We start from the raw sequence: 22,265 nt of genomic DNA, 5'->3' as shown, positions 1-22,265 counted from the left end.
ATTCCTCAGGCGTCGAGCGCCTCACCGCTGGAGCGGAACACACGCAGTTTGCGTCCATCCTCCAGCACCTTGAAGCCAACGCGTTCGCCCTTGCCCGAAGCCGGGTTCAGCACATTCACGTTGGAGATATGGATCGACGCTTCACGCTCGACCACGCCGCCGGCAACACCTGCCTGCGGGTTCGGCTTGGTGTGGCGCTTGACGATGTTCACGTTGGCGACGACCACACGGTCGCCGTCGACGCGGACGATTTCGCCCTGCTTGCCCTTGTCCTTGCCGGCGTTGACGACAACCTGGTCGCCCTTCTTGATACGGTTAGCCATGATTATCTCCTGTCGCTCACAGCACTTCGGGAGCGAGCGAGACGATCTTCATGAACTTCTCCGAACGAAGTTCACGCGTCACCGGCCCGAAGATACGGGTACCGATCGGCTCCTGCTTGCTGTTCAGCAGAACGGCAGCGTTGCCGTCGAAGCGGATCAGCGAGCCATCGGCGCGACGCACACCCTTGCGGGTACGCACCACGACGGCGTCATACACTTCACCCTTCTTGACCTTGCCGCGCGGAATTGCATCCTTCACGGTGACCTTGATGATGTCGCCGATACCGGCGTAACGGCGCTTGGAACCACCCAGCACCTTGAAGCACATCACCTGCTTGGCACCCGAATTGTCCGCGACGTCAAGGTAGCTCTGCATCTGGATCATGATTCAGACTCCTTATTCAGCCGCACGCGTGATGACTTCCACCACGCGCCAGTTCTTGGTCTTGGACATCGGAGCAATCTCGGTCACGCGGACGACATCGCCTTCCTTGCAGGCGTTGTCGGCATCGTGGGCGTGCAGCTTGGTCGAGCGCTTGATGTACTTGCCGTACAGCGCGTGCTTGACCTGACGCTCAACCAGGACGGTAACCGTCTTGTCCATCTTGTTGCTGACGACACGGCCTTCGACCGTGCGCAGCGCCTTGTTTTCAGTATTGTCGCTCATAGCGGCCATCCTTACTTCGTGCTGCCGAGCAGGGTCTTGACGCGAGCAATCTCGCGACGGACCCGGCGGATGTCGTGTGTCTTCGGCAGCTGGCCGGTGACCTGCTGCATACGGACAGAGAACTGTTCCTTACGCAGGTCGATCAGGTGGGCCTTGAGTTCGTCAGCCGACTTTTCACGGAGAGTTTTGAGTTCCATCAGCGCACCGTCCGGGTCACGAAAGTGGTGGTGACCGAGAGCTTGGCGGCGGCCAGGCGGAATGCCTCGCGTGCCACGTCTTCGGTAACACCCTCGATTTCATAGATCATGCGGCCGGGCTGGATCTGGGCCACCCAGTATTCCACGTTGCCCTTACCCGAACCCATTCGAACTTCGATGGGCTTCTTGGTGATGGGCTTGTCGGGGAACACGCGGATCCACATCTTGCCGCCGCGCTTCACGTAGCGGCTGATCGAGCGGCGGGCCGCTTCGATCTGACGCGCGGTCAGCTGACCGTGGGCGGTTGCCTTCAGGCCGTATTCGCCGAAGCTGACAGCGTTGGCGCTCCAGCTCAGGCCTTCGTTACGGCCCTTGTGTACCTTGCGGTACTTGGTTCGCTTGGGTTGCAACATTGTCGTTACCTCGCTTCACGGGCCGGGCGCTGACGGTCACCACGGTCGCCGCGATCGTGACGATCGTTGCGCGACGGGGTGTCGTCCTGCTTTTCCTGGCCAACCTGGGAGAAATCGAAGACTTCGCCCTTGTAGATCCAGACCTTGATGCCGATGATGCCGTAGGTCGTCTTGGCTTCAGCGAAGCCATAGTCGATGTCGGCACGCAGGGTGTGCAGCGGCACGCGGCCTTCGCGGTACCACTCCGAACGGGCGATTTCTGCACCGTTGAGGCGGCCACCGACGTTGACCTTGATGCCCAGGGCACCCAGGCGCATCGCGTTGCCCACCGAGCGCTTCATGGCGCGGCGGAACATGATGCGACGCTCCAGCTGCTGCGCGATCGATTCGGCAACCAGCTGTGCGTCCAGCTCCGGCTTGCGCACTTCGGTGACGTTGATGTGCGCCGGGACGCCCATCATCTCGCTCACTTCCTTGCGCAGCTTCTCGATGTCCTCACCGCGCTTGCCGATCACCACGCCCGGACGGGCGGTGTGGATCGTCACGCGAGCGGTCTTGGCCGGACGCTCGATCAGGATCTTGCTGATGCCAGCCTGAGCCAGCTTCTTGCGCAGCATTTCGCGAACTTTCAGGTCGGCTGCCAGGTAACCAGCGAACTCGGCCTTGTTGGCGTACCACTTGGAGTTCCAGTCCTTGGAAATGCCGAGGCGGATACCAATCGGATGAACTTTATGACCCATGGTCTTTTCCTTATCCGCTTACTTGGCGGCGCCCACAACCACAGTGATGTGGCTGGTGCGCTTGAGGATGCGGGTACCGCGGCCTTTCGCCCGCGCCATGAAACGCTTCAGGGTCGGACCTTCATCAACCATGATGGTCTGAACCTTCAGCTCGTCGACGTCGGCGCCCTGGTTGTTCTCGGCATTTGCAATAGCCGACTCCACCACCTTCTTGATCAGGTGGGCAGCCTTCTTGTCCGAGAACTTCAGCAGGTTGACCGCACGCTCGGCCGGCAGACCGCGCACCTGGTCAGCGACCAGACGAGCCTTCTGCGGGGAGATGCGCGCAGTGCGCAGGATGGCTTTCGCTTCCATTGTCATCTCTCCTTACTTGCCCGACTTCTTGTCACCACCGTGACCCTTGAAGGTCCGGGTGATGGCAAATTCGCCGAGCTTGTGGCCGACCATGTTCTCGTTGACGAGAACCGGGATGTGGTTCTTGCCGTTATGCACGGCAATGGTGACGCCTACCATGTCAGGCAGGATCATCGAACGACGCGACCAGGTCTTGATCGGACGCTTGCTACCCGCAGCGGCAGCCACCTTAGCAACCAGGTGGTGATCGACAAACGGGCCCTTCTTGAGTGAACGTGCCATGGTCGATTAGCCCCTACGATCGCGGACGATGAACTGCTGAGTGCGCTTGTTATGGCGCGTCTTGTAACCCTTGGTCGGGACACCCCACGGGGTGACCGGATGCGGGTTACCCTGGCCGGCCTTCGCCTCACCACCACCGTGCGGGTGGTCAACCGGGTTCATGGCTGCACCACGAACGGTCGGGCGGACGCCGCGCCAGCGCTTGGCACCGGCCTTGCCCAGCTTTTCCAGGCTGTGCTCGTCGTTGCCGACTTCGCCGATGGTTGCGCAGCACTCGACCGGAACCTTGCGCATTTCACCCGAGCGCAGGCGCAGGGTGGCGTAGATGCCTTCACGAGCCACCAGCTGCACGGCCGCACCAGCGGCGCGGGCGATCTGAGCGCCCTTGCCGGGCTTCAGTTCGATGCAGTGGATGGTGGTACCCACCGGGATGTTGCGCAGCGGCAGGGTGTTGCCCGCCTTGATCGGGGCGTCCGAACCGGCGATCACCTGATCACCCGCCTTCAGACCCTTCGGAGCGATGATGTAGCGACGCTCGCCATCGACGTAGCACAGCAGGGCGATGTGGGCGGTGCGGTTCGGATCGTATTCGATGCGTTCCACGCGCGCCGGGATGCCCAGCTTGTTGCGCTTGAAGTCGATGATGCGGTAGTGCTGCTTGGCACCACCACCGACGTGACGCACGGTGATGCGGCCATGGTGGTTACGACCACCCGAGCGGCTCTGCGACTCGACCAGCGCGGCGTGCGGAGCACCCTTGTGCAGGTCGGGAGTGACCACGCGCACGGCCGAACGGCGGCCGGGGGAAGTGGGCTTGAATTTCATCAATGGCATGGGATGTACCTCAGGCCTTGGCCGTTACATCGATCGACTGGCCGTCGGCCAGGCGAACGTACGCCTTGCGCCAATCGCCGCGGCGGCCAGCACGGTTACGGAAGGACTTGTTCTTGCCCTTGACGTTGACCACGTTGACTGCTTCGACCTTGACGTCGAACAGCTGCTCAACCGCGGCCTTTACATCGGCCTTGGTGGCTTCGTTCGAAACTTCGAAGACATACTGGTTGGAGAGTTCCTGCAGGCGCGCGGTCTTTTCGGAGACACGCGGGGCACGCAGCACGCTGAAGATTTTTTCGTTGCTGTTCATGCCAGCCACTCCTCGACCTTCTTGACCGCGTCAGCGGTGATGACGACCGTGTCGGCACCGACCAGCGACACCGGATCCAGGCCCTGGACGTCACGCACCTGCACGTACGGCAGATTGCGGGCGGACAGGTACAGGTGCTCGGAGGCTTCTTCAGTGACGATCAGCGGGCGCTTGCCCACTTCCAGGCCGGCCAGCTTGGCGATCAGACCCTTCGTGTTGGTCACTTCGACATCGAAGGACTCCACGATGGTCAGACGGCCCTGACGGTTCAGCTCGGACAGGATCGCGCACATGGCGGCACGGTACTGCTTACGATTGACCTTCTGCTCGAAGCTGCGCGGCTTTGCCGCGAAGGTGACACCGCCGCCGACGAAGATCGGAGCCGTCAGTGCGCCATGACGCGCGCCGCCGCCCTTCTGCTTCTTCGACTTCTTGGTGGTACCTGCCACTTCGGAGCGAGTCTTCTGCGCCTTGGTGCCGGCGCGACCGGCGTTGCGGTAGGCAACGACGACCTGGTGGACCAGATCTTCGCTGAAATCGCGACCGAACACGGCGTCGGAGACCGAGACCTTGTTGTTGCTACCCGTGATAACGAGTTCCATCGTCATCTCTCCTTATGCCTTGCTCGCCGGACGGACGATCACATCGCCACCCGCCGCGCCCGGAACGGCGCCGCGAACCGCGATCAGACCGCGCTCCACGTCGACCTTGACCACTTCCAGGTTCTGGGTGCTCTGCTGCACCGCGCCCATGTGGCCCGACATCTTCTTGCCCGGGAAAACGCGACCCGGGGTCTGGCGCTGACCCAGCGAACCCGGCGCGCGATGCGACAGCGAGTTACCGTGGGTTGCATCGCCCATACGGAAGTTGTGGCGCTTGATGGTGCCCTGGAAACCCTTACCCTTGGTGACACCCTGGACGTCGACGATCTGGCCGACTTCGAAGATGTCCGCCTTGACTTCGCCGCCAACGGCGAAATCGCCGAGCTGCGCGTCTTCAACGCGGAATTCCCACAGGCCACGACCCGCTTCCACCTTCGCCTTGGCGAAGTGGCCGGCTTCCGGCTTGTTGACCAGGGCAGCGCGACGCGCGCCGACGGTCACCTGCACGGCGCTGTAGCCGTCGGTTTCGACGGTCTTGATCTGCGCGATGCGGTTCGGGGTTGCTTCGATCAGGGTCACCGGGATGGAACGACCATCTTCGGTGAACACGCGGCTCATGCCAGCCTTGCGGCCCACGAAGCCCAACGAATACTTCTTCGTCATGGTCGTAGTCCTCAGGTCAGCTTGATCTGAACGTCGACGCCGGCAGCCAGTTCGAGCTTCATCAGCGCGTCCACGGTCTTGTCATTCGGGTCAACGATATCGAGCACGCGCTTGTGCGTGCGGGTCTCGTACTGGTCACGCGCGTCCTTGTCGACGTGCGGGGAGACGAGAACGGTATAACGCTCGATCTTGGTCGGCAGCGGGATCGGGCCACGCACTTGCGCGCCGGTCCGCTTGGCCGTCTCAACGATCTCGCTGGCCGAACGGTCGATCAGACGATGATCGAACGCTTTCAGCCGGATCCGGATCTTTTGGTCCGCCATGGCGGTAGGTTCCTTCGTTAAAAGAGCGACAGACAAAGCCTCTGGGTTGCTTTGCCCCATGAAATTCCTGAATACAGACGGCCCGCACTCCTGCAGGCCGACAAGGTCAATCCATGGACCTCAAAAACGTAGGCAGACCCGTTTCCCGGTCTGCCCAGACGTAGAAGCATAATGGCACGCAAGGCAGCTGTCAACAGTCTCCTGTTGACGCCGCCTGAATGGCATTGACCCTTCCTGGTCCGGGGAACACAAGGCACATCCTGTGCCTGCTTTCCCATTTTGATACGCCCCGATGCCCTACCCAGGCAACATCGGGGCGCAGATACTACCAGATTACTCGATGATCTTCGAGACCACGCCGGCGCCGACGGTACGGCCGCCTTCGCGGATGGCGAAGCGCAGGCCTTCGTCCATTGCCACCGGGTTGATCAGGGTGACGACCATCTTGACGTTGTCACCCGGCATCACCATTTCGACGCCTTCCGGCAGCTGGGCTGCACCGGTGATGTCGGTGGTGCGGAAGTAGAACTGCGGACGGTAGCCGTTGAAGAACGGGGTGTGACGGCCGCCCTCATCCTTCGACAGCACGTACACTTCGCCTTCGAACTTGGTGTGCGGCTTGATCGAACCCGGCTTGGCCAGAACCTGGCCACGCTCGACGTCGTCACGCTTGGTGCCGCGCAGCAGCAGGCCAGCGTTGTCGCCTGCCTGACCCTGGTCCAGCAGCTTGCGGAACATTTCAACGCCGGTCACGGTGGTCTTCTGCACCGGACGGATACCGACGATTTCGATTTCGTCGCCGACCTTGATGATGCCGCGCTCGATACGACCGGTCACCACGGTGCCGCGGCCCGAGATCGAGAACACGTCTTCCACCGGCATCAGGAACGGCTTGTCGATCGCACGCTCCGGCTCCGGAATCCAGCTGTCCAGGGCGTCGACCAGCTTCAGGATGGCCGGCACGCCGATATCGCTCTGGTCGCCTTCCAGCGCCAGACGGGCCGAACCCGCGATGATCGGGGTGTCGTCGCCCGGGAAGTCGTACTTGCTCAGCAGCTCGCGCACTTCCATTTCGACCAGCTCGAGCAGCTCGGCGTCGTCGACCATGTCGGCCTTGTTCAGGAACACGACGATGTACGGCACGCCGACCTGACGCGACAGCAGGATGTGCTCGCGGGTCTGCGGCATCGGGCCGTCAGCGGCCGAGCAGACCAGGATCGCGCCGTCCATCTGGGCAGCACCGGTGATCATGTTCTTGACGTAGTCAGCGTGGCCCGGGCAATCGACGTGGGCGTAGTGACGCTTCTCGGATTCGTATTCGACGTGCGCGGTCGAGATCGTGATACCACGAGCCTTTTCTTCCGGCGCGGCGTCGATCGAGGAGTAGTCCTTGAACTCGCCACCGAAGCGCTCGGCACCGATCTTGGTCAGTGCGGCGGTCAGCGTGGTCTTGCCGTGATCGACGTGACCGATGGTGCCGACGTTGACGTGCGGCTTGGTGCGCTCGAACTTACCCTTTGCCATTGTTGTATACCTTGATTTTGTAAGTGGTTTTCAGGAGAGGCTGAGCGAGGCTCAGCCCTTCTTCATGACGGCTTCGGCGATGTTGTTCGGCGCCGGCTCGTAGTGATCGAATTCCATGGTGAAGGTGGCACGGCCCTGGGTCTGCGAACGCAGCGCAGTGGCGTAGCCGAACATTTCACCCAGCGGGATCATCGCGTTGATGATGCTGGCCGAACCGTCACCGGTGGTGTCGGAACCCTGCAGCACGCCGCGACGACGGCTGACGTCGCCCATCACGTCACCCTGGTAATCCTCCGGGGTCACGATCTCGACCTTCATGATCGGCTCCAGCAGAACCGGCTTGGCCTTGGCGAAGCCCTGCTTGAAGGCCATCGACGAAGCGAGCTTGAACGCCATTTCCGAAGAGTCGACGTCGTGGTACGAGCCGAACACCAGCTTGACCTTGACATCCACCACCGGGAAGCCAGCCAGCGGACCGCTGGTGATGGTTTCGCGCAGGCCCTTTTCGATCGAAGGAATGAATTCCTTCGGGATCACGCCGCCGGTGATGTCATTGACGAACAGGAAGTCGTCCTTGATCGCCGGGGCCAGCTTGGCATCGGCACGGTCTGCAGCGGTCAGCGGCGACAGCTCGATCACGACGTGACCGTACTGACCCTTACCACCGGACTGCTTGGCGTGCTTGTAGTCCGACTTGACGTCGGCCAGGGTGATGGTTTCGCGGTAGGCCACCTGCGGCGCGCCGACGTTGGCTTCAACGTTGAACTCGCGCTTCAGGCGGTCGACGATGATGTCCAGGTGCAGCTCGCCCATGCCCGAGATGATGGTCTGGCCGGATTCTTCGTCGGTCTTGACGCGGAACGACGGATCTTCCTGCGCCAGGCGACCCAGAGCCAGACCCATCTTTTCCTGGTCCGACTTGGTCTTCGGCTCGACAGCCATCGAGATCACCGGCTCCGGGAACGTCATGCGCTCCAGGATGATCGGCTGGTCGATCGAGCACAGGGTGTCACCGGTGGTGGTGTCCTTCAGGCCCACGGCAGCGGCGATGTCACCGGCCAGAACTTCCTTGATCTCTTCGCGGTTGTTCGAATGCATCTGCAGGATGCGGCCGATGCGCTCCTTCTTGCCCTTCACCGAGTTCAGCACGGTGTCGCCACCGTTCAGGGTGCCCGAGTAGACGCGGAAGAAGGTCAGCGCGCCGACGAACGGATCGGTGATGATCTTGAAGGCCAGCGACGAGAACGGAGCCTTGTCGTCCGACTTGCGGCTCATGGCGACGTTTTCGTCGTCCACGTCGGTACCGGTCACGTCCGGCACGTCGACCGGCGACGGCAGCAGCTGGATCACGCCGTCGAGCATGGCCTGCACGCCCTTGTTCTTGAACGCCGAGCCGCAGTACATCGGCACGATCTCGGTGGCCAGGGTGCGGGTACGCAGCGCGTTGATGATTTCAGCCTCGGCCAGCTCTTCGCCGCCCAGGTACTTTTCCATCAGCTCTTCGTTGGCTTCAGCCGCGGCTTCGATCATGAAGGTACGGGCTTCTTCAGCCTTTTCCTGCAGGTCGGCCGGGATGTCGCCGTATTCGAACTTCATGCCCTGCGAGGCTTCATCCCAATGGATGGCCTTCATCTTCAGCAGGTCGACAACGCCCTTGAAGCCTTCTTCAGCGCCGATCGGCAGCTGCATCGGCACGGCGACGGCGCCGAGCTTTGCCTTCAGCTGGTCACGGACCTTGTAGAAGTTGGCACCGGTGCGGTCCATCTTGTTGACGAACGCGATGCGCGGCACCTTGTAACGGTTGGCCTGGCGCCACACGGTTTCCGACTGCGGCTGCACGCCACCGACGGCACACAGCACGAACACCGCACCGTCGAGCACGCGCAGCGAACGCTCGACTTCGATGGTGAAGTCAACGTGCCCGGGGGTGTCGATGATGTTGAAACGGTGCTCCGGCAGGGACTTGTCCATGCCCTTCCAGAACGCGGTGGTCGCAGCGGACTGGATCGTGATGCCACGCTCCTGCTCCTGCTCCATCCAGTCCATGGTGGCGGCGCCGTCGTGCACTTCACCGATCTTGTGGCTCTTGCCGGTGTAGAACAGGATGCGCTCGGACGTGGTGGTCTTGCCGGCATCGATGTGGGCCATGATGCCGAAGTTACGGTAACGCTCGATGGGAGTGGAACGGGCCACGGGGAGCCTCTCAGATTTCTTGGATTTCGGATGGCCGAACGCCGCCTTGCGGCGGCCTTCGGATTGGCGCAGTCCTTCCGGGACCGCGAGGCAGCACCGTAATGGTGCTGCCCTGCCTGTTTTACAAGGCCGTCAAACTCACCAGCGGTAGTGGGCGAATGCCTTGTTGGCTTCGGCCATGCGGTGGGTTTCTTCGCGCTTCTTGATGGCGCCGCCACGGTTTTCCGAGGCGTCGATCAGTTCAGCAGCCAGCTTCTTCGGCATGGTGTTCTCACCACGCTTGCGCGCGGAGTCGATCAGCCAGCGCATGGCCAGGGCCATCTTGCGCGACGAACGCACTTCGACCGGCACCTGGTAGGTGGCGCCGCCGACGCGACGCGACTTCACTTCGACCGCCGGAGCAACGTTGTCCAGCGCCTTCTGCACCAGTTCAATGGCGTTGGCGCTGCTGTTCTTCTCGGTGATCACGTCCATGGCGCCGTACACGATCTTTTCGGCGACGGACTTCTTGCCGCTCTGCATGACCATGTTGATGAAGCGGGCGATGGTTTCGCTTCCGTGCTTCGGATCGGGCAGGACGGAACGCTGCGGAGTATTACCCTTACGCGACATATGCTCTCTCCTTAGGCCTTCGGACGCTTGGCGCCGTACTTGGAACGGGCCTGGCGACGCTTGGCGACGCCGGCGGCGTCGAGCGAGCCACGAACGGTGTGGTAACGCACACCCGGCAGATCCTTGACGCGACCGCCACGGATCAGGACCACGGAGTGCTCCTGCAGGTTGTGGCCTTCACCACCGATGTAGGAGATCACCTCTTCCTGGTTGGTCAGGCGAACCTTGGCAACCTTGCGCAGAGCCGAGTTCGGCTTCTTCGGAGTGGTGGTGTAAACGCGGGTGCAGACGCCACGGCGCTGCGGGCACTTGTCGAGCGCCGGCGAGGCACTCTTGTACGTAGTAGCTTGCCGCGGCTTGCGGACCAGCTGGTTGATCGTCGCCATCAGTAGGTTCTTCTGATTGGTGGCCGGAAATCCGGCCAGAGATGCGGAAATGTTAAAGCAGGCCAAAATTCTGGCCTGCTGAGACAGACGATTGTAGCAACCTGCCAGGAAAGCAGTCAAACGCCTCCTGTCAAGCCCGTTCCTGATCCTGGAACGTTACTGGGGGGCCTCCATGTACCCCGTTCAGGTTGGCAGGGTGGATCGCGGACGATCCCCCCTGCCCTTTCCCAATCCCATCGATGAACCGATGGGGTGGTCCGGCCTCTCGGCCGGACCTGATACCTCATTCTTCGCCAGACGCCTGTTCAGCTTCGGCTTCAACGGCCGGCGCCTCGACTGCAGCCGGGGTGCCGGTCAGGGCCTGCATCTCCGAGTCGGTCAGACCCGAAGCGCCGCGGCGGCGGTTGCTGTGGTACGACAGACCGGTACCGGCCGGGATCAGGCGGCCGACGATCACGTTTTCCTTCAGGCCGCGCAGGTTGTCCTTGGTGCCGCGGACGGCAGCCTCGGTCAGCACGCGGGTGGTCTCCTGGAAGGAGGCCGCCGAGATGAACGACTCGGTAGCCAGCGAGGCCTTGGTGATACCCAGCAGCACCGGATCGAAGCGGGCGATCAGCTCGTTGCGGGCACCGAGGCGTGCATTCTCCTCGATAACGCGCTGGCGTTCGACCTGTTCGCCGTTCAGGAACTTGCTGCTGCCCTGATCGGTGATCTCGACCTTGCGCAGCATCTGGCGGGTGATCACCTCGATGTGCTTGTCGTTGATCTTCACGCCCTGCAGGCGGTACACGTCCTGGATTTCCTTGACCAGGTAGGCAGCCAGCGGCTCGACACCCAGCAGGCGCAGGATGTCCTGCGGGCTCGGCTCGCCGTCCACGATGGTTTCGCCCTTGGTCACGTGTTCACCTTCGAACACGATCACCTGGCGGTACTTCGGAATCAGCTCTTCGTGCTCCGAACCATCGGTGTCCTTGATGATCAGGCGCTGCTTGCCCTTGGTGTCCTTGCCGAAGCTGATGATGCCCGAACGCTCGGCCAGCACCGCCGGATCCTTCGGCTTGCGCGCTTCGAACAGATCGGCCACGCGCGGCAGACCACCGGTGATGTCACGGGTCTTGGAGGCTTCCTGCGGGATCTTGGCAACCACGTCGCCCACGCCGACAGCGGCGCCGTCCTGCAGGTTGACGATCGAGCGCGGCGGCAGCAGGTACTGCGCCGGCAGATCGGTACCCGGAATGGTCAGGTCGTTGCCCTTGGCGTCGACGATGCGGACGATCGGGCGCAGATCCTTGGCCTGGGCGCCGCGGCGCTTCGGATCGGTGATCTCGCGCGAGGCCAGGCCAGTCAGCTCGTCGGTCTTCTCGATGACGGTGACGCCGTCGATGAAGTCGATGAAGCGGATGAAACCGGCCACTTCCGAAACGATCGGGTGGTTATGCGGATCCCAGCTGGCCACGGTCTGGCCAGCCTTCACTGCATCGCCATCCTTGGAGGCGATCATCGAGCCGTACGGCAGCTTGTAGCGCTCACGCTCACGGCCGTGAGCATCGAGCACCGAGATTTCGCCCGAACGCGACACTGCCACCAGCGAGCCATTGGCATGCTCGACCGACTTGAGGTTGCTGAACTTGACCGAGCCGGTGGTCTTGACGGTGATGTTGTCGACCGCAGCCGCACGCGACGCCGCACCACCGATGTGGAACGTACGCATGGTCAGCTGGGTACCCGGCTCACCGATGGACTGTGCGGCGATGACGCCGACCGCTTCACCGATGTTGACGATGTGGCCACGGGCCAGATCGCGGCCGTAGCAGCGACCGCAGACGCCGAAGGCGGATTCGCAGGAGATGGTCGAGCGGACCTTGATGGTCTGCACGCCGGCATCTTCCAGCTTGGCCACCCAGGCTTCGTCGAGCAGGGTGTTGCGGGTGACGATGGGATCTTCGTCGTTGCCCGGCAGGAACACGTCCTCGGCAACCACGCGACCCAGCACACGATCCTTCAACGGCTCGACCACGTCGCCGCCTTCCACGATCGGGGTCATGATCAGGCCTTCGGTGGTACCGCAATCCACCTCGGTGATTACCACGTCCTGCGCCACGTCGACCAGACGACGGGTCAGGTAACCCGAGTTCGCGGTCTTCAGCGCGGTATCGGCCAGACCCTTACGGGCACCGTGGGTGGAGTTGAAGTACTCCTGCACGTTCAGGCCTTCGCGGAAGTTCGCCTTGATGGGCGTCTCGATGATCGAGCCATCCGGACGCGCCATCAGGCCGCGCATACCGGCCAGCTGACGAATCTGCGCCTGGCTACCACGGGCACCGGAGTCGGCCATGATGTACAGCGAGTTCATCGACTTCTGGTCGATGGTCTCGCCCTTGGCATTGACGACCTTCTCGGTACCGATGGTGTCCATCATCGCCTTGGCGATGCGCTCGTTGGTGCGCGACCAGATGTCGACCACCTTGTTGTAGCGCTCGCCAGCGGTGACCAGGCCCGACTGGTACTGCTCCTGGATTTCCAGCACTTCGGCTTCGGCCTCGGTGAGGATGCCCTTCTTCTCGTCCGGGATCAGCATGTCGTCGATGCCGATCGAGACGCCGGCGCGGGTCGCGTAGGCGAAGCCGGTGTACATCAGCTTGTCGGCGAACACGACCGTGTCCTTCAAGCCCAGCTGGCGGTAGCTGGAGTTGATCAGGCGGCTGATGTTCTTCTTGGTCAGCTCGGTGTTGGCCAGCGCGAACGGCAGGCCTTCCGGGAGGATTTCAGCCAGCAGGGCGCGACCGATCGTGGTGTCCACGATCGAGGTCTTGTTCTGCTTGATGCCGTCTTCGTCGGTCACCACCTCGGTGATGCGGACCTTGACGCGTGCGTGCAGTTCCACCACGCGGTTGTCGTAGGCGCGCTTGACTTCGGCGATGTTGGCGAAGGCCATGCCCTCGCCCTTCTTGTTTTCCAGCGAGCGGGTCATGTAGTACAGACCCAGCACGACGTCCTGCGACGGCACGATGATCGGCTCGCCGTTGGCCGGCGACAGGATGTTATTGGTCGACATCATCAGCGCACGCGCTTCCAGCTGGGCTTCCAGCGAGAGCGGCACGTGGACGGCCATCTGGTCACCGTCGAAGTCGGCGTTGAACGCGGTGCAGACCAGCGGGTGCAGCTGGATGGCCTTGCCTTCGATCAGCACCGGCTCGAACGCCTGGATGCCCAGACGGTGCAGGGTCGGCGCACGGTTCAGCATCACCGGATGTTCGCGGATGACCTCTTCCAGGATGTCCCAGACTTCGGCTTCTTCGCGCTCGACCAGCTTCTTGGCGGCCTTGATGGTGGTGGCCAGGCCACGACGCTGCAGCTTGGCGAACACGAACGGCTTGAACAGTTCGAGCGCCATCTTCTTCGGCAGGCCGCACTGGTGCAGGCGCAGGTACGGACCGACCACGATGACCGAACGGCCCGAGTAGTCGACGCGCTTGCCGAGCAGGTTCTGGCGGAAGCGGCCCTGCTTGCCCTTGATCATGTCGGCCAGCGACTTCAGCGGGCGCTTGTTGGTGCCGGTGATGGCACGGCCGCGACGGCCGTTGTCCAGCAGCGCATCGACCGATTCCTGCAGCATGCGCTTTTCATTGCGCACGATGATGTCCGGCGCGCTCAGTTCGAGCAGGCGGCGCAGGCGGTTGTTGCGGTTGATGACGCGGCGGTACAGGTCGTTCAGGTCGGAGGTCGCGAAGCGGCCGCCATCCAGCGGAACCAGCGGACGCAGGTCCGGCGGCAGCACCGGCAGCACGGTCATGACCATCCACTCCGGACGGTTGCCCGATTCCAGGAAGGCTTCGATCAGCTTGATGCGCTTGGTGAGGCGCTTGAGCTTGGTTTCCGAACCGGTGCTGGCGATTTCTTCGCGCAGGCGGGTCATTTCCGACTGCAGGTCGATGGTGCGCAGCAGCTCGTACACGGCCTCGGCGCCCATGGCGGCGTCGAAGTCGTCACCGTGCTCCTGGCGGGCCTGGAGGTACTGTTCTTCGGTCAGCAGCTGGCGGCGCTCCAGGGCGGTCAGGCCCGGCTCGGTCACCACGTACGCTTCGAAGTACAGCACGCGCTCGATGTCGCGCAGGGTCATGTCCAGCATCAGGCCGATGCGCGACGGCAGCGACTTCAGGAACCAGATGTGCGCGACCGGCGAAGCCAGGTCGATGTGGCCCATGCGCTCGCGGCGCACCTTGGCCAGGGTCACTTCGGTGCCGCACTTCTCGCACACGACACCACGGTGCTTCATGCGCTTGTACTTGCCGCACAGGCACTCGTAGTCCTTCACCGGGCCGAAGATGGCGGCGCAGAACAGGCCGTCACGTTCCGGCTTGAAGGTACGGTAGTTGATGGTTTCCGGCTTCTTCACTTCGCCGAAGGACCACGAACGGATCAGGTCCGGCGAGGCCAGCGCGATCTTGATCGCGTCGAAGTCCAGCGTCTGGCGCTGCTGGTTGAAGAGGTTGAGCAGGTCTTTCATGGTGTTCTCCAGAAGGAGGAATGCTGTGTCGATGGGCTTTCAGTTGACTGCCAGCGGCGCGGCGGCGGACCGCCGCGCCGGCATGGATCAGTTGTCTTCCAGTTCCATGTTGATGGCCAGCGAGCGGATTTCCTTCACGAGCACGTTGAAGGATTCCGGCATGCCCGCGACCATCTCGTGCTCACCGTCGACGATGTTCTTGTACATCTGGTTGCGGCCCTGCACGTCATCGGACTTCACCGTCAGCATTTCCTGCAGGGTGTAGGCCGCGCCGTAGGCTTCCAGCGCCCAGACTTCCATTTCACCGAAGCGCTGGCCGCCGAACTGCGCCTTGCCGCCCAGCGGCTGCTGGGTGACGAGCGAGTACGGACCGGTCGAACGCGCGTGCATCTTGTCGTCGACCAGGTGGTTCAGCTTCAGGTAGTGCATGTAACCGACGGTGGTGTGGCGATCGAACGCTTCACCGGTGCGGCCGTCGTACAGCTGGGTCTGGCCACTGCTCGGCAGGTCGGCCAGTTCCAGCATGCGCTTGATTTCCGCTTCGGTGGCGCCGTCGAACACCGGGGTAGCCATCGGCACGCCGTCGGTGAGGTTACGGGCCAGACGCAGCAGCTCCTCGTCGCTGAACTGCGACAGGTCGACACGGTTGGCCACGTTGGTGTCGTCGTGGTTGTAGATGTCGTCCAGGAACTTGCGCAGGTCGGCGACCGCAGCCTGGGCTTCCATCATCGCCTGGATCTTGCGACCCAGGCCCTTGGCTGCCCAGCCCAGGTGCACTTCCAGAATCTGGCCGATGTTCATACGCGACGGCACGCCCAGCGGGTTCAGCACGATGTCCACGGTTTCGCCCGAGGCCATGTACGGCATGTCCTCGACCGGCACCACGTTGGACACCACACCCTTGTTGCCGTGGCGGCCTGCCATCTTGTCGCCCGGCTGGATGCGGCGCTTCACGGCCAGGAACACCTTGACCATCTTCAGCACGCCCGGGGCGAGGTCGTCGCCGGCGGTGATCTTGCCGCGCTTGTCGGCGAAGCGACGCTCGAATTCCTTCTCGTGCGCCTGGATCTGCTTCTGGGCGCGCTCGATGGCTTCCGAGGCGTCCTCGTCCTTCATGCGAAGGGCGAACCAGTCAGCCTTCTTCAGGCCGTCCAGGAAGGCGTCGGTGATGACGTCGCCCTTCTTCAGGCTGGCGCCACCGTTGACCACCTTGCCCACGATCTGCGAACGCAGACGCATGTAGATGGCCGCTTCCAGGATGCGGAACTGGTCGTCGAAGTCCTTCTTGACGCGCTTGATTTCAGACTCTTCGATCTGACGGGCGCGCTTGTCCTTCTCGATGCCGTCGCGGGTGAAGACCTGCACGTCGATGACGGTGCCGTCCATGCCCGGCGGCACGCGCAGCGAGCTGTCCTTCACGTCCGACGCCTTCTCGCCGAAGATCGCGCGCAGCAGCTTCTCTTCCGGGGTCAGCTGGCTTTCGCCCTTCGGGGTGACCTTGCCGACCATGATGTCGCCGGCGCGGACTTCGGCACCGATGTACACCACGCCGCTTTCGTCCAGGCGGTTCAGCGCCTGCTCGGAAACGTTCGGGATGTCGGCGGAGATTTCCTCCGGCCCCAGCTTGGTGTCACGCGCGACGCAGGTCAGCTCTTCGATGTGGATCGTGGTGTAGCGATCCTCTTCCACCACGCGCTCGGAAAGCAGGATGGAGTCTTCGAAGTTGTAGCCGTTCCACGGCATGAACGCGATCAGCATGTTCTGGCCCAGAGCCAGTTCGCCGATATCGGTGGACGGACCGTCGGCCAGCACATCGCCGCGGGCGATGATGTCACCCACCTGGACCAGCGGACGCTGGTTGATGCAGGTGTTCTGGTTCGAACGGGTGTACTTGACCAGGTTGTAGATGTCGACGCCGGCGTCGGTGGCACCGACGATTTCTTCCTCGACCACCTTGACCACGATGCGGGCGGCATCGATCTGCACGATCTCGCCACCACGACGGGCGTTCACGGTCACACCGGAGTCACGCGCCACGGCGCGCTCGATGCCGGTACCGACCAGCGGCTTCTGCGCACGCAGGGTCGGCACGGCCTGACGCTGCATGTTGGCGCCCATCAGTGCACGGTTGGCGTCATCGTGCTCCAGGAACGGAACCAGCGCGGCCGCGATCGACACGGTCTGCATCGGCGAGACGTCCATGAAGTGGACTTCCGCCGGCGGCTTCAGCAGCGATTCGCCCTGGAAGCGGCACGGAACGAACTGTTCGGTCAGCACGCTGTCAGCATTGGTCAGCGCGTTGGCCTGCGCAATGACGTACTCGTTTTCTTCGATCGCCGACAGGAACTCGACTTCGTCATAGACCTTGCCGTCCACGACCTTGCGGTACGGGGTCTCGAGGAAACCGTACTGGTTGGTGCGGGCGTACACGGCCAGCGAGTTGATCAGGCCGATGTTCGGGCCTTCCGGCGTTTCGATGGTGCAGACGCGGCCGTAATGGGTCGGGTGCACGTCGCGCACTTCGAAGCCGGCGCGCTCACGGGTCAGACCGCCCGGCCCCAGGGCCGAGACGCGACGCTTGTGCGTGACTTCCGACAGCGGGTTGTTCTGATCCATGAACTGCGACAGCTGCGAGGAGCCGAAGAATTCCTTGATCGCCGCAGCCACCGGCTTGGCGTTGATCAGCTCCTGCGGGGTCAGGCCTTCCGACTCCGCCATCGACAGGCGTTCCTTGACCGCGCGCTCGACGCGGACCAGGCCCACGCGGAACACGTTCTCGGCCATTTCACCGACCGAACGAACGCGACGGTTGCCCAGGTGATCGATGTCATCGACCACGCCGCGACCGTTGCGGATCTCGGTCAGGACCTTGATCACGTCCAGGATGTCCGAGCTGTCGCCGTGGGCGGCAACCAGGCGCTTGGACTCTTCGTCGTTGCGCTCGCCGTAGTACTTGCGGTCGTACAGCACGGCTTCGCCGGTGGTTTCCTTGCGGCCCACGCGACGGTTGAACTTCATGCGGCCGACCGCAGACAGGTCGTAGCGCTCGAAGGTGAAGAACAGGTTGTGGAACAGGTTCTGCGCGGCGTCCTTGGTCGGCGGTTCGCCCGGACGCATCATGCGGTAGATCTCGACCAGGGCTTCCAGCTGGGTCTTGGTCGGGTCGATGCGCAGGGTGTTGGACAGGTACGGGCCACGATCCAGATCGTTCACCCACAGGGTGCCCACGGCATCCACACCGGCCTTGCGGAAGGCCTGCAGCTGCTCGTCGGTGATCTCGTCGTTGGCCTGGGCCAGCAGTTCGCCGGTCGAAGCATCGACCACGTCGTGCGACAGGATGCGGCCGACGATGTAGTCGTCCGGCACGGCCAGGGCGGCGATGCCCGAGGCTTCCAGCTGCTTGATGTGGCGCGCGGTGATGCGCTTGCCGGCTTCCACGATGACCTTGTCGCCGTCGGCGAGGTCGAAGCCCAGGGTTTCGCCGCGCAGGCGCTCCGGCACCAGCTCCAGCTGGACGCCTTCATCCGGGTTGATGTGGAAGGTGTTGATCTCGAAGAACTCGGCCAGCATCTCTTCGTTGCTGTAGCCCAGCGCACGCAGCAGGATCGACACCGGCAGCTTGCGGCGACGGTCGATACGGGTGAACAGCGCGTCCTTCGGGTCGAACTCGAAGTCCAGCCAGGAGCCGCGGTAAGGAATGATGCGGGCGCTGTACAGCAGCTTGCCCGAGCTGTGGGTCTTGCCACGGTCGTGGTCGAAGAACACGCCCGGCGAACGGTGCAGCTGCGAGACGATGACGCGCTCGGTGCCGTTGACGATGAAGGTGCCGTTTTCGGTCATCAGCGGGATTTCGCCCAGATAGACCTCCTGCTCCTTCACGTACTTGATGGCCTTGGTCGACGACTCACGGTCGTAGATCACCAGGCGCACGGTCACGCGCAGCGGCGCGCCGTAGCTCATGCCACGCTGGCGGCACTCACGCTCGTCGAAGACCGGTTCGCCCAGCTTGTAGCCGACGTATTCCAGGGCAGCATTGCCGCTGTAGCTGGCGATCGGGAAGACCGACTTCAGCGCAGCGTGCAGGCCGTGGTCCGTGCGCTTGGCCGGATCGACGTTTTCCTGCAGGAATTCACGGTAGGAATCCACCTGGATGGCGAGCAGGAACGGCACTTCGAGAATCGAACGCTGCTTGCCGAAATCCTTGCGGATACGCTTTTTTTCGGTGAACGAATAGGACGTCATGAGGTCTTCCACCTTGTTGTGCGGATCGTGCGCCCACGATCCGAAGGGAACTTGAAATTGTCAGTTGGAAGTCGCTGGTATTGCCGGCACCAGCACGCCTTCTCCCGCTACTTCCAACTGCCAACTCGTCTGCTACCACGCCCCTGCTGCCGCGCTCCGCGCTGGCCTGCCGGGGTTTGACTGCAGCCCGTGTTGGGCTTTTTTCTGCATCTGGAACGGTAGAGTCGACTGTTAGTCGACCCTTTTCACAGCAGTCGACTAACAGTCGACTCTACCCGCACCGCAACAACGACCAAAGGCCGGGGGCTTACGCCCCCAGCCTTGGCTGCATCGCCGTGAATCGATGACGATGCAAAGGAAGTGCTTACTTGACTTCGACAGTCGCGCCAGCAGCTTCCAGGTCCTTCTTCATCTTCTCGGCTTCGTCCTTCGAAGCGGCATCCTTCAGGACGCCACCGGCTTCGGCCAGGTCCTTCGCTTCCTTCAGGCCCAGGCCGGTGATGGCGCGGACGGCCTTGATGACTTCGACCTTCTTGTCGCCGGCCGACTTCAGGGTGACGGTGAACTCGGTCTGCTCTTCAACAGCAGCGGCCGGGCCAGCGGCAGCAGCCACGGCAACCGGAGCAGCGGCGGAGACGCCGAACTTCTCTTCGATGGCCTTGACCAGCTCCATCACTTCCATCAGGGACTTCTCGGCGATGGCGTCGACGATCTGTTCGTTGGTAAGGGACATGATTAATACCTTTGGATGATTTTCTGGATTGAGGTTCCGTCAGGAACCACGGTAAGTCGAAACTCAGGCGGTCTCGGCGGCCGGCTCAGCAGCGTCGGCGGCGACGTCGCCACCATTCTGCTTGTCGCCAATTGCCTTGATGGCGCGGGCGAACATCGTGACCGGCTCGGTCAGGACGCGGGCCAGCATTGCCAGGGCCTGGTCGCGGGTCGGCAGCGAGGCCAGCACGTCGACATGGCTTGCCGGGAACACTTCACCACCGATGGCGACGACCTTAGCCTTCAGCTTGTCGTTGCCCTTGGCAGCTTCCTTGATCAGGCGACCGGCTGCGCCGGGCTCCTCAAGCGAGAACGCGTACAGCAGCGGACCAACCATCTGGTCCTGGGCGACTGCGAACTCGGTGCCTTCAACGGCGCGCGAAGCCAGGGTGTTCTTGACAACCTTCAAGAAAACACCGGTTTCACGAGCCTGCTTGCGCATCGCGGTCATCTGGGCGACCGTGGTGCCAGCGTATTCGGCTGCGATCAAGGAGTGGGCCTTGGCGGCGATGTCTGCCAGCTCGGCGACTACTTCTTGCTTCTGGGACAGATTGAGAGCCATTGCACTCCTCCTATTGAACTCCGCTTACGGCTCCTGCCGTGTGCGGTCCTGTGCAGCATCCGTCCTGGACGCCGGGAACATCGGAATGATGCTCCGGGGGGTGGGCCGTTCCAGACCTGGAGGCAATCAGGGAAATCCCAGACATGCGTGAACCAGAAAAACTCCAGAAGGGCACCATCTACGCAGGGTGATTCCGGGGAATCGATTAAGCGCTCATGACTGCTCCGGCGGCGACTCCCTGCCAGTTCGAGCTTCCGTGCCCGTCGCCGGTATTGCCATGACCGCGCCTGCGGTCTTTGACGGCTACCACCGGCGATGTGCTGCCGGCGATGCCTTCAAATGTCACGGTCACGGCACCCAGGGCACCGTGACCGCTTGAAACAATTACTTCAGGGTCAGCGACGACTGGTCGACGGTGACGCCCGGGCCCATCGTCGAGCTGACCGAAACCTTCTGCAGGTAGGTGCCCTTCGAGGTGGCCGGCTTGGCCTTGATCAGGTCCAGCAGCAGCGCGGTCAGGTTCGACTTCAGCGCGTCTTCGGCGAAGTCGGCCTTGCCGATGGTGCAATGGATGATGCCGGCCTTGTCGGTGCGGTAGCGCACCTGACCCGACTTGGCATTCTTCACGGCTTCACCCGGGTTCGGGGAAACGGTGCCGACCTTCGGGTTCGGCATCAGGCCGCGCGGGCCCAGCACGGTGCCCAGCTTACCGACAACGCGCATGGCATCCGGGGTCGCGATGACGACGTCGTAGTTCAGATCGCCGGCCTGCATCTTCTCGGCCAGATCGTCCATACCGACGGCTTCGGCGCCAGCGGCCAGGGCTTCGTCAGCCTTGGCACCGGCCGGAGCGAACACGGCGACGCGGACCGACTTGCCGGTACCAGCCGGCAGCACGGTGGAGCCACGGACCTGCTGGTCGGACTTCTTCGCATCGACGCCCAGGCGCACGGACACGTCGATCGACTCGACGAACTTGGCCTTGGTGGCGGTCTTCAGGATGTTGATCGCGTCCTCGAAGGCGTATGCCTTGCCCGGAACGACAGCGGCCTTGATGGCCTTCTCACGCTTGGTCTGTGCCATCTTCTTAACCCTCCACCACGAGGCCCATGGAACGGGCAGAGCCAGCGATGGTACGCACGGCGGCGTCCAGGTCGGCGGCAGTCAGATCCGGTTCCTTCGCCTTGGCGATCTCTTCCAGCTGCTTACGGGTGACCTTGCCGACCTTCTCGGTGTTCGGGCGCTTGGAGCCCGACGAGATGCCAGCGGCCTTCTTCAGCAGAGTGGTGGCCGGGGTGCTCTTGGTGATGAAGGTGAACGTACGGTCCGAGTAGGCCGTGATGATCACCGGAACCGGCAGACCCGGCTCGAGCTTCTGCGTGGCAGCGTTGAACGCCTTGCAGAATTCCATGATGTTCAGGCCGCGCTGACCCAGCGCAGGACCGACCGGCGGCGAGGGGTTGGCCTGACCGGCCTTCACCTGCAGCTTGATGTAACCGACAACTTTCTTTGCCATGAGTATGCTCTCCGGGTGCTAGCGCCTTGCGACAACAGGCTCCCCATCGGACCGGGAATCACGCGTCCCGGCATCGCGTTTTGAAATCATGCTGAAGGCCACCTTGCGGCGGCCTCGTCCTGCTGGCTTCCCAGCGGGGAGCCGCGCACTATATCAGGTTTTTTCTTCACATGCCTGAAGCGGCACATAAACAAAGGAAACCGGGCAAGGCCCGGTTCCTTCTGTAGAGTCGAGCCATGCTCGA

Annotated in this window: 23 protein-coding genes; all 23 read right to left on the bottom strand. The window is 62.7% G+C overall.

The genetic code is table 11. The features are described from left to right. Nucleotides 1-5: 5 nt before the first annotated feature. On the bottom strand, nt 6-323 hold the full coding sequence (gene rplX, locus AC13GA_RS02275) for a 50S ribosomal protein L24 (RefSeq protein WP_004145359.1): 318 nt from the start codon (nt 321-323) through the stop codon (nt 6-8). A 16-nt stretch (nt 324-339) separates the two neighbouring features. Next, nucleotides 340-708: a 50S ribosomal protein L14 gene (rplN, locus tag AC13GA_RS02270; protein WP_004145357.1), complete on the bottom strand. Its 369-nt coding sequence runs from the start codon at nt 706-708 to the stop codon at nt 340-342. Between the two features lie 12 nt (nt 709-720). Beyond that, a complete protein-coding gene (rpsQ, locus tag AC13GA_RS02265; RefSeq protein ID WP_004145355.1) occupies nt 721-990 on the bottom strand; it encodes a 30S ribosomal protein S17 in 270 nt (89 codons plus the stop codon). 11 nt (nt 991-1,001) lie between these two features. Then, nucleotides 1,002-1,187 (bottom strand): 50S ribosomal protein L29, encoded by a 186-nt coding sequence (gene rpmC / locus AC13GA_RS02260; RefSeq protein ID WP_004145353.1) that lies wholly within the window; start codon nt 1,185-1,187, stop codon nt 1,002-1,004. Continuing rightward, nucleotides 1,187-1,600 carry a 50S ribosomal protein L16 gene (gene rplP / locus AC13GA_RS02255; protein ID WP_004145352.1) on the bottom strand — a complete coding sequence of 138 codons (414 nt, stop codon included), beginning with the start codon at nt 1,598-1,600 and terminating at the stop codon, nt 1,187-1,189. Before rplP ends, rpmC begins: the two co-directional genes overlap by 1 nt. 5 nt (nt 1,601-1,605) lie before the next feature. Further along, entirely contained in the window at nt 1,606-2,340 is a 735-nt protein-coding gene (gene rpsC, locus AC13GA_RS02250) for a 30S ribosomal protein S3 (RefSeq protein ID WP_004145350.1), read from the bottom strand. An 18-nt stretch (nt 2,341-2,358) separates the two neighbouring features. After that, a complete protein-coding gene (gene rplV, locus AC13GA_RS02245; protein ID WP_004145348.1) occupies nt 2,359-2,694 on the bottom strand; it encodes a 50S ribosomal protein L22 in 336 nt (111 codons plus the stop codon). Nucleotides 2,695-2,706: 12 nt separating this feature from the next. After that, entirely contained in the window at nt 2,707-2,976 is a 270-nt protein-coding gene (rpsS, locus tag AC13GA_RS02240) for a 30S ribosomal protein S19 (RefSeq protein ID WP_004145340.1), read from the bottom strand. Between the two features lie 6 nt (nt 2,977-2,982). Further along, a complete protein-coding gene (gene rplB / locus AC13GA_RS02235) occupies nt 2,983-3,810 on the bottom strand; it encodes a 50S ribosomal protein L2 (protein ID WP_004145339.1) in 828 nt (275 codons plus the stop codon). A gap of 10 nt (nt 3,811-3,820) precedes the next feature. Then, entirely contained in the window at nt 3,821-4,120 is a 300-nt protein-coding gene (gene rplW / locus AC13GA_RS02230; RefSeq protein WP_004145338.1) for a 50S ribosomal protein L23, read from the bottom strand. Continuing rightward, nucleotides 4,117-4,722, bottom strand: a complete 606-nt coding sequence (gene rplD / locus AC13GA_RS02225) for a 50S ribosomal protein L4 (protein WP_004145337.1) — start codon at nt 4,720-4,722, stop codon at nt 4,117-4,119. The genes rplW and rplD overlap by 4 nt, the downstream gene beginning before the upstream one ends. Nucleotides 4,723-4,734: 12 nt before the next feature. After that, nucleotides 4,735-5,385, bottom strand: coding sequence for a 50S ribosomal protein L3 (gene rplC / locus AC13GA_RS02220; protein ID WP_004145336.1), 651 nt, complete (start codon nt 5,383-5,385; stop codon nt 4,735-4,737). Nucleotides 5,386-5,396: 11 nt separating this feature from the next. Next, nucleotides 5,397-5,708 (bottom strand): 30S ribosomal protein S10, encoded by a 312-nt coding sequence (rpsJ, locus tag AC13GA_RS02215; protein ID WP_005408208.1) that lies wholly within the window; start codon nt 5,706-5,708, stop codon nt 5,397-5,399. A gap of 333 nt (nt 5,709-6,041) precedes the next feature. Next, nucleotides 6,042-7,232, bottom strand: coding sequence for an elongation factor Tu (gene tuf, locus AC13GA_RS02210; RefSeq protein WP_012510154.1), 1,191 nt, complete (start codon nt 7,230-7,232; stop codon nt 6,042-6,044). A gap of 51 nt (nt 7,233-7,283) precedes the next feature. Then, a complete protein-coding gene (gene fusA, locus AC13GA_RS02205) occupies nt 7,284-9,425 on the bottom strand; it encodes an elongation factor G (protein ID WP_065722846.1) in 2,142 nt (713 codons plus the stop codon). A 138-nt stretch (nt 9,426-9,563) separates the two neighbouring features. Continuing rightward, the gene (gene rpsG / locus AC13GA_RS02200; protein WP_004145321.1) at nt 9,564-10,037 is read right to left on the bottom strand and encodes a 30S ribosomal protein S7; all 474 of its coding nucleotides are present in this window, start codon (nt 10,035-10,037) and stop codon (nt 9,564-9,566) included. Between the two features lie 11 nt (nt 10,038-10,048). Further along, the gene (rpsL, locus tag AC13GA_RS02195) at nt 10,049-10,423 is read right to left on the bottom strand and encodes a 30S ribosomal protein S12 (RefSeq protein ID WP_004145320.1); all 375 of its coding nucleotides are present in this window, start codon (nt 10,421-10,423) and stop codon (nt 10,049-10,051) included. Nucleotides 10,424-10,706: 283 nt separating this feature from the next. Further along, entirely contained in the window at nt 10,707-14,930 is a 4,224-nt protein-coding gene (rpoC, locus tag AC13GA_RS02190) for a DNA-directed RNA polymerase subunit beta' (RefSeq protein ID WP_482997440.1), read from the bottom strand. An 87-nt stretch (nt 14,931-15,017) separates the two neighbouring features. Next, the gene (gene rpoB / locus AC13GA_RS02185; RefSeq protein ID WP_046988086.1) at nt 15,018-19,172 is read right to left on the bottom strand and encodes a DNA-directed RNA polymerase subunit beta; all 4,155 of its coding nucleotides are present in this window, start codon (nt 19,170-19,172) and stop codon (nt 15,018-15,020) included. 364 nt (nt 19,173-19,536) lie between these two features. Beyond that, on the bottom strand, nt 19,537-19,905 hold the full coding sequence (gene rplL / locus AC13GA_RS02180) for a 50S ribosomal protein L7/L12 (RefSeq protein WP_004145253.1): 369 nt from the start codon (nt 19,903-19,905) through the stop codon (nt 19,537-19,539). A gap of 63 nt (nt 19,906-19,968) precedes the next feature. Further along, nucleotides 19,969-20,505, bottom strand: coding sequence for a 50S ribosomal protein L10 (rplJ, locus tag AC13GA_RS02175; protein WP_004145252.1), 537 nt, complete (start codon nt 20,503-20,505; stop codon nt 19,969-19,971). A 384-nt stretch (nt 20,506-20,889) separates the two neighbouring features. Beyond that, nucleotides 20,890-21,588 carry a 50S ribosomal protein L1 gene (rplA, locus tag AC13GA_RS02170; protein WP_004145250.1) on the bottom strand — a complete coding sequence of 233 codons (699 nt, stop codon included), beginning with the start codon at nt 21,586-21,588 and terminating at the stop codon, nt 20,890-20,892. 4 nt (nt 21,589-21,592) lie between these two features. Further along, nucleotides 21,593-22,021, bottom strand: a complete 429-nt coding sequence (rplK, locus tag AC13GA_RS02165; protein WP_004145248.1) for a 50S ribosomal protein L11 — start codon at nt 22,019-22,021, stop codon at nt 21,593-21,595. Between the last annotated feature and the right edge of the window lie 244 nt (nt 22,022-22,265).

The sequence above is a fragment of the Stenotrophomonas sp. 22DLJC03 genome, assembly GCF_056861405.1.
The sequence above is the reverse complement of the archived record's forward strand: the minus strand, read 5'-3'. Positions and strand labels throughout refer to the sequence as shown.

Excerpts from the sequence above, each read along its gene's own strand:
- rplX (WP_004145359.1), bottom strand. The coding sequence starts at position 323 with ATGGCTAACCGTATCAAGAAGGGCGACCAGGTTGTCGTCAACGCCGGC.
- rplN (WP_004145357.1), bottom strand. The coding sequence starts at position 708 with ATGATCCAGATGCAGAGCTACCTTGACGTCGCGGACAATTCGGGTGCC.
- rpsQ (WP_004145355.1), bottom strand. The coding sequence starts at position 990 with ATGAGCGACAATACTGAAAACAAGGCGCTGCGCACGGTCGAAGGCCGT.
- rpmC (WP_004145353.1), bottom strand. The coding sequence starts at position 1,187 with ATGGAACTCAAAACTCTCCGTGAAAAGTCGGCTGACGAACTCAAGGCC.
- rplP (WP_004145352.1), bottom strand. The coding sequence starts at position 1,600 with ATGTTGCAACCCAAGCGAACCAAGTACCGCAAGGTACACAAGGGCCGT.
- rpsC (WP_004145350.1), bottom strand. The coding sequence starts at position 2,340 with ATGGGTCATAAAGTTCATCCGATTGGTATCCGCCTCGGCATTTCCAAG.
- rplV (WP_004145348.1), bottom strand. The coding sequence starts at position 2,694 with ATGGAAGCGAAAGCCATCCTGCGCACTGCGCGCATCTCCCCGCAGAAG.
- rpsS (WP_004145340.1), bottom strand. The coding sequence starts at position 2,976 with ATGGCACGTTCACTCAAGAAGGGCCCGTTTGTCGATCACCACCTGGTT.
- rplB (WP_004145339.1), bottom strand. The coding sequence starts at position 3,810 with ATGCCATTGATGAAATTCAAGCCCACTTCCCCCGGCCGCCGTTCGGCC.
- rplW (WP_004145338.1), bottom strand. The coding sequence starts at position 4,120 with ATGAACAGCAACGAAAAAATCTTCAGCGTGCTGCGTGCCCCGCGTGTC.
- rplD (WP_004145337.1), bottom strand. The coding sequence starts at position 4,722 with ATGGAACTCGTTATCACGGGTAGCAACAACAAGGTCTCGGTCTCCGAC.
- rplC (WP_004145336.1), bottom strand. The coding sequence starts at position 5,385 with ATGACGAAGAAGTATTCGTTGGGCTTCGTGGGCCGCAAGGCTGGCATG.
- rpsJ (WP_005408208.1), bottom strand. The coding sequence starts at position 5,708 with ATGGCGGACCAAAAGATCCGGATCCGGCTGAAAGCGTTCGATCATCGT.
- tuf (WP_012510154.1), bottom strand. The coding sequence starts at position 7,232 with ATGGCAAAGGGTAAGTTCGAGCGCACCAAGCCGCACGTCAACGTCGGC.
- rpsG (WP_004145321.1), bottom strand. The coding sequence starts at position 10,037 with ATGTCGCGTAAGGGTAATACTCCGCAGCGTTCCGTCCTGCCCGATCCG.
- rpsL (WP_004145320.1), bottom strand. The coding sequence starts at position 10,423 with ATGGCGACGATCAACCAGCTGGTCCGCAAGCCGCGGCAAGCTACTACG.
- rpoC (WP_482997440.1), bottom strand. The coding sequence starts at position 14,930 with ATGAAAGACCTGCTCAACCTCTTCAACCAGCAGCGCCAGACGCTGGAC.
- rpoB (WP_046988086.1), bottom strand. The coding sequence starts at position 19,172 with ATGACGTCCTATTCGTTCACCGAAAAAAAGCGTATCCGCAAGGATTTC.
- rplL (WP_004145253.1), bottom strand. The coding sequence starts at position 19,905 with ATGTCCCTTACCAACGAACAGATCGTCGACGCCATCGCCGAGAAGTCC.
- rplJ (WP_004145252.1), bottom strand. The coding sequence starts at position 20,505 with ATGGCTCTCAATCTGTCCCAGAAGCAAGAAGTAGTCGCCGAGCTGGCA.
- rplA (WP_004145250.1), bottom strand. The coding sequence starts at position 21,588 with ATGGCACAGACCAAGCGTGAGAAGGCCATCAAGGCCGCTGTCGTTCCG.
- rplK (WP_004145248.1), bottom strand. The coding sequence starts at position 22,021 with ATGGCAAAGAAAGTTGTCGGTTACATCAAGCTGCAGGTGAAGGCCGGT.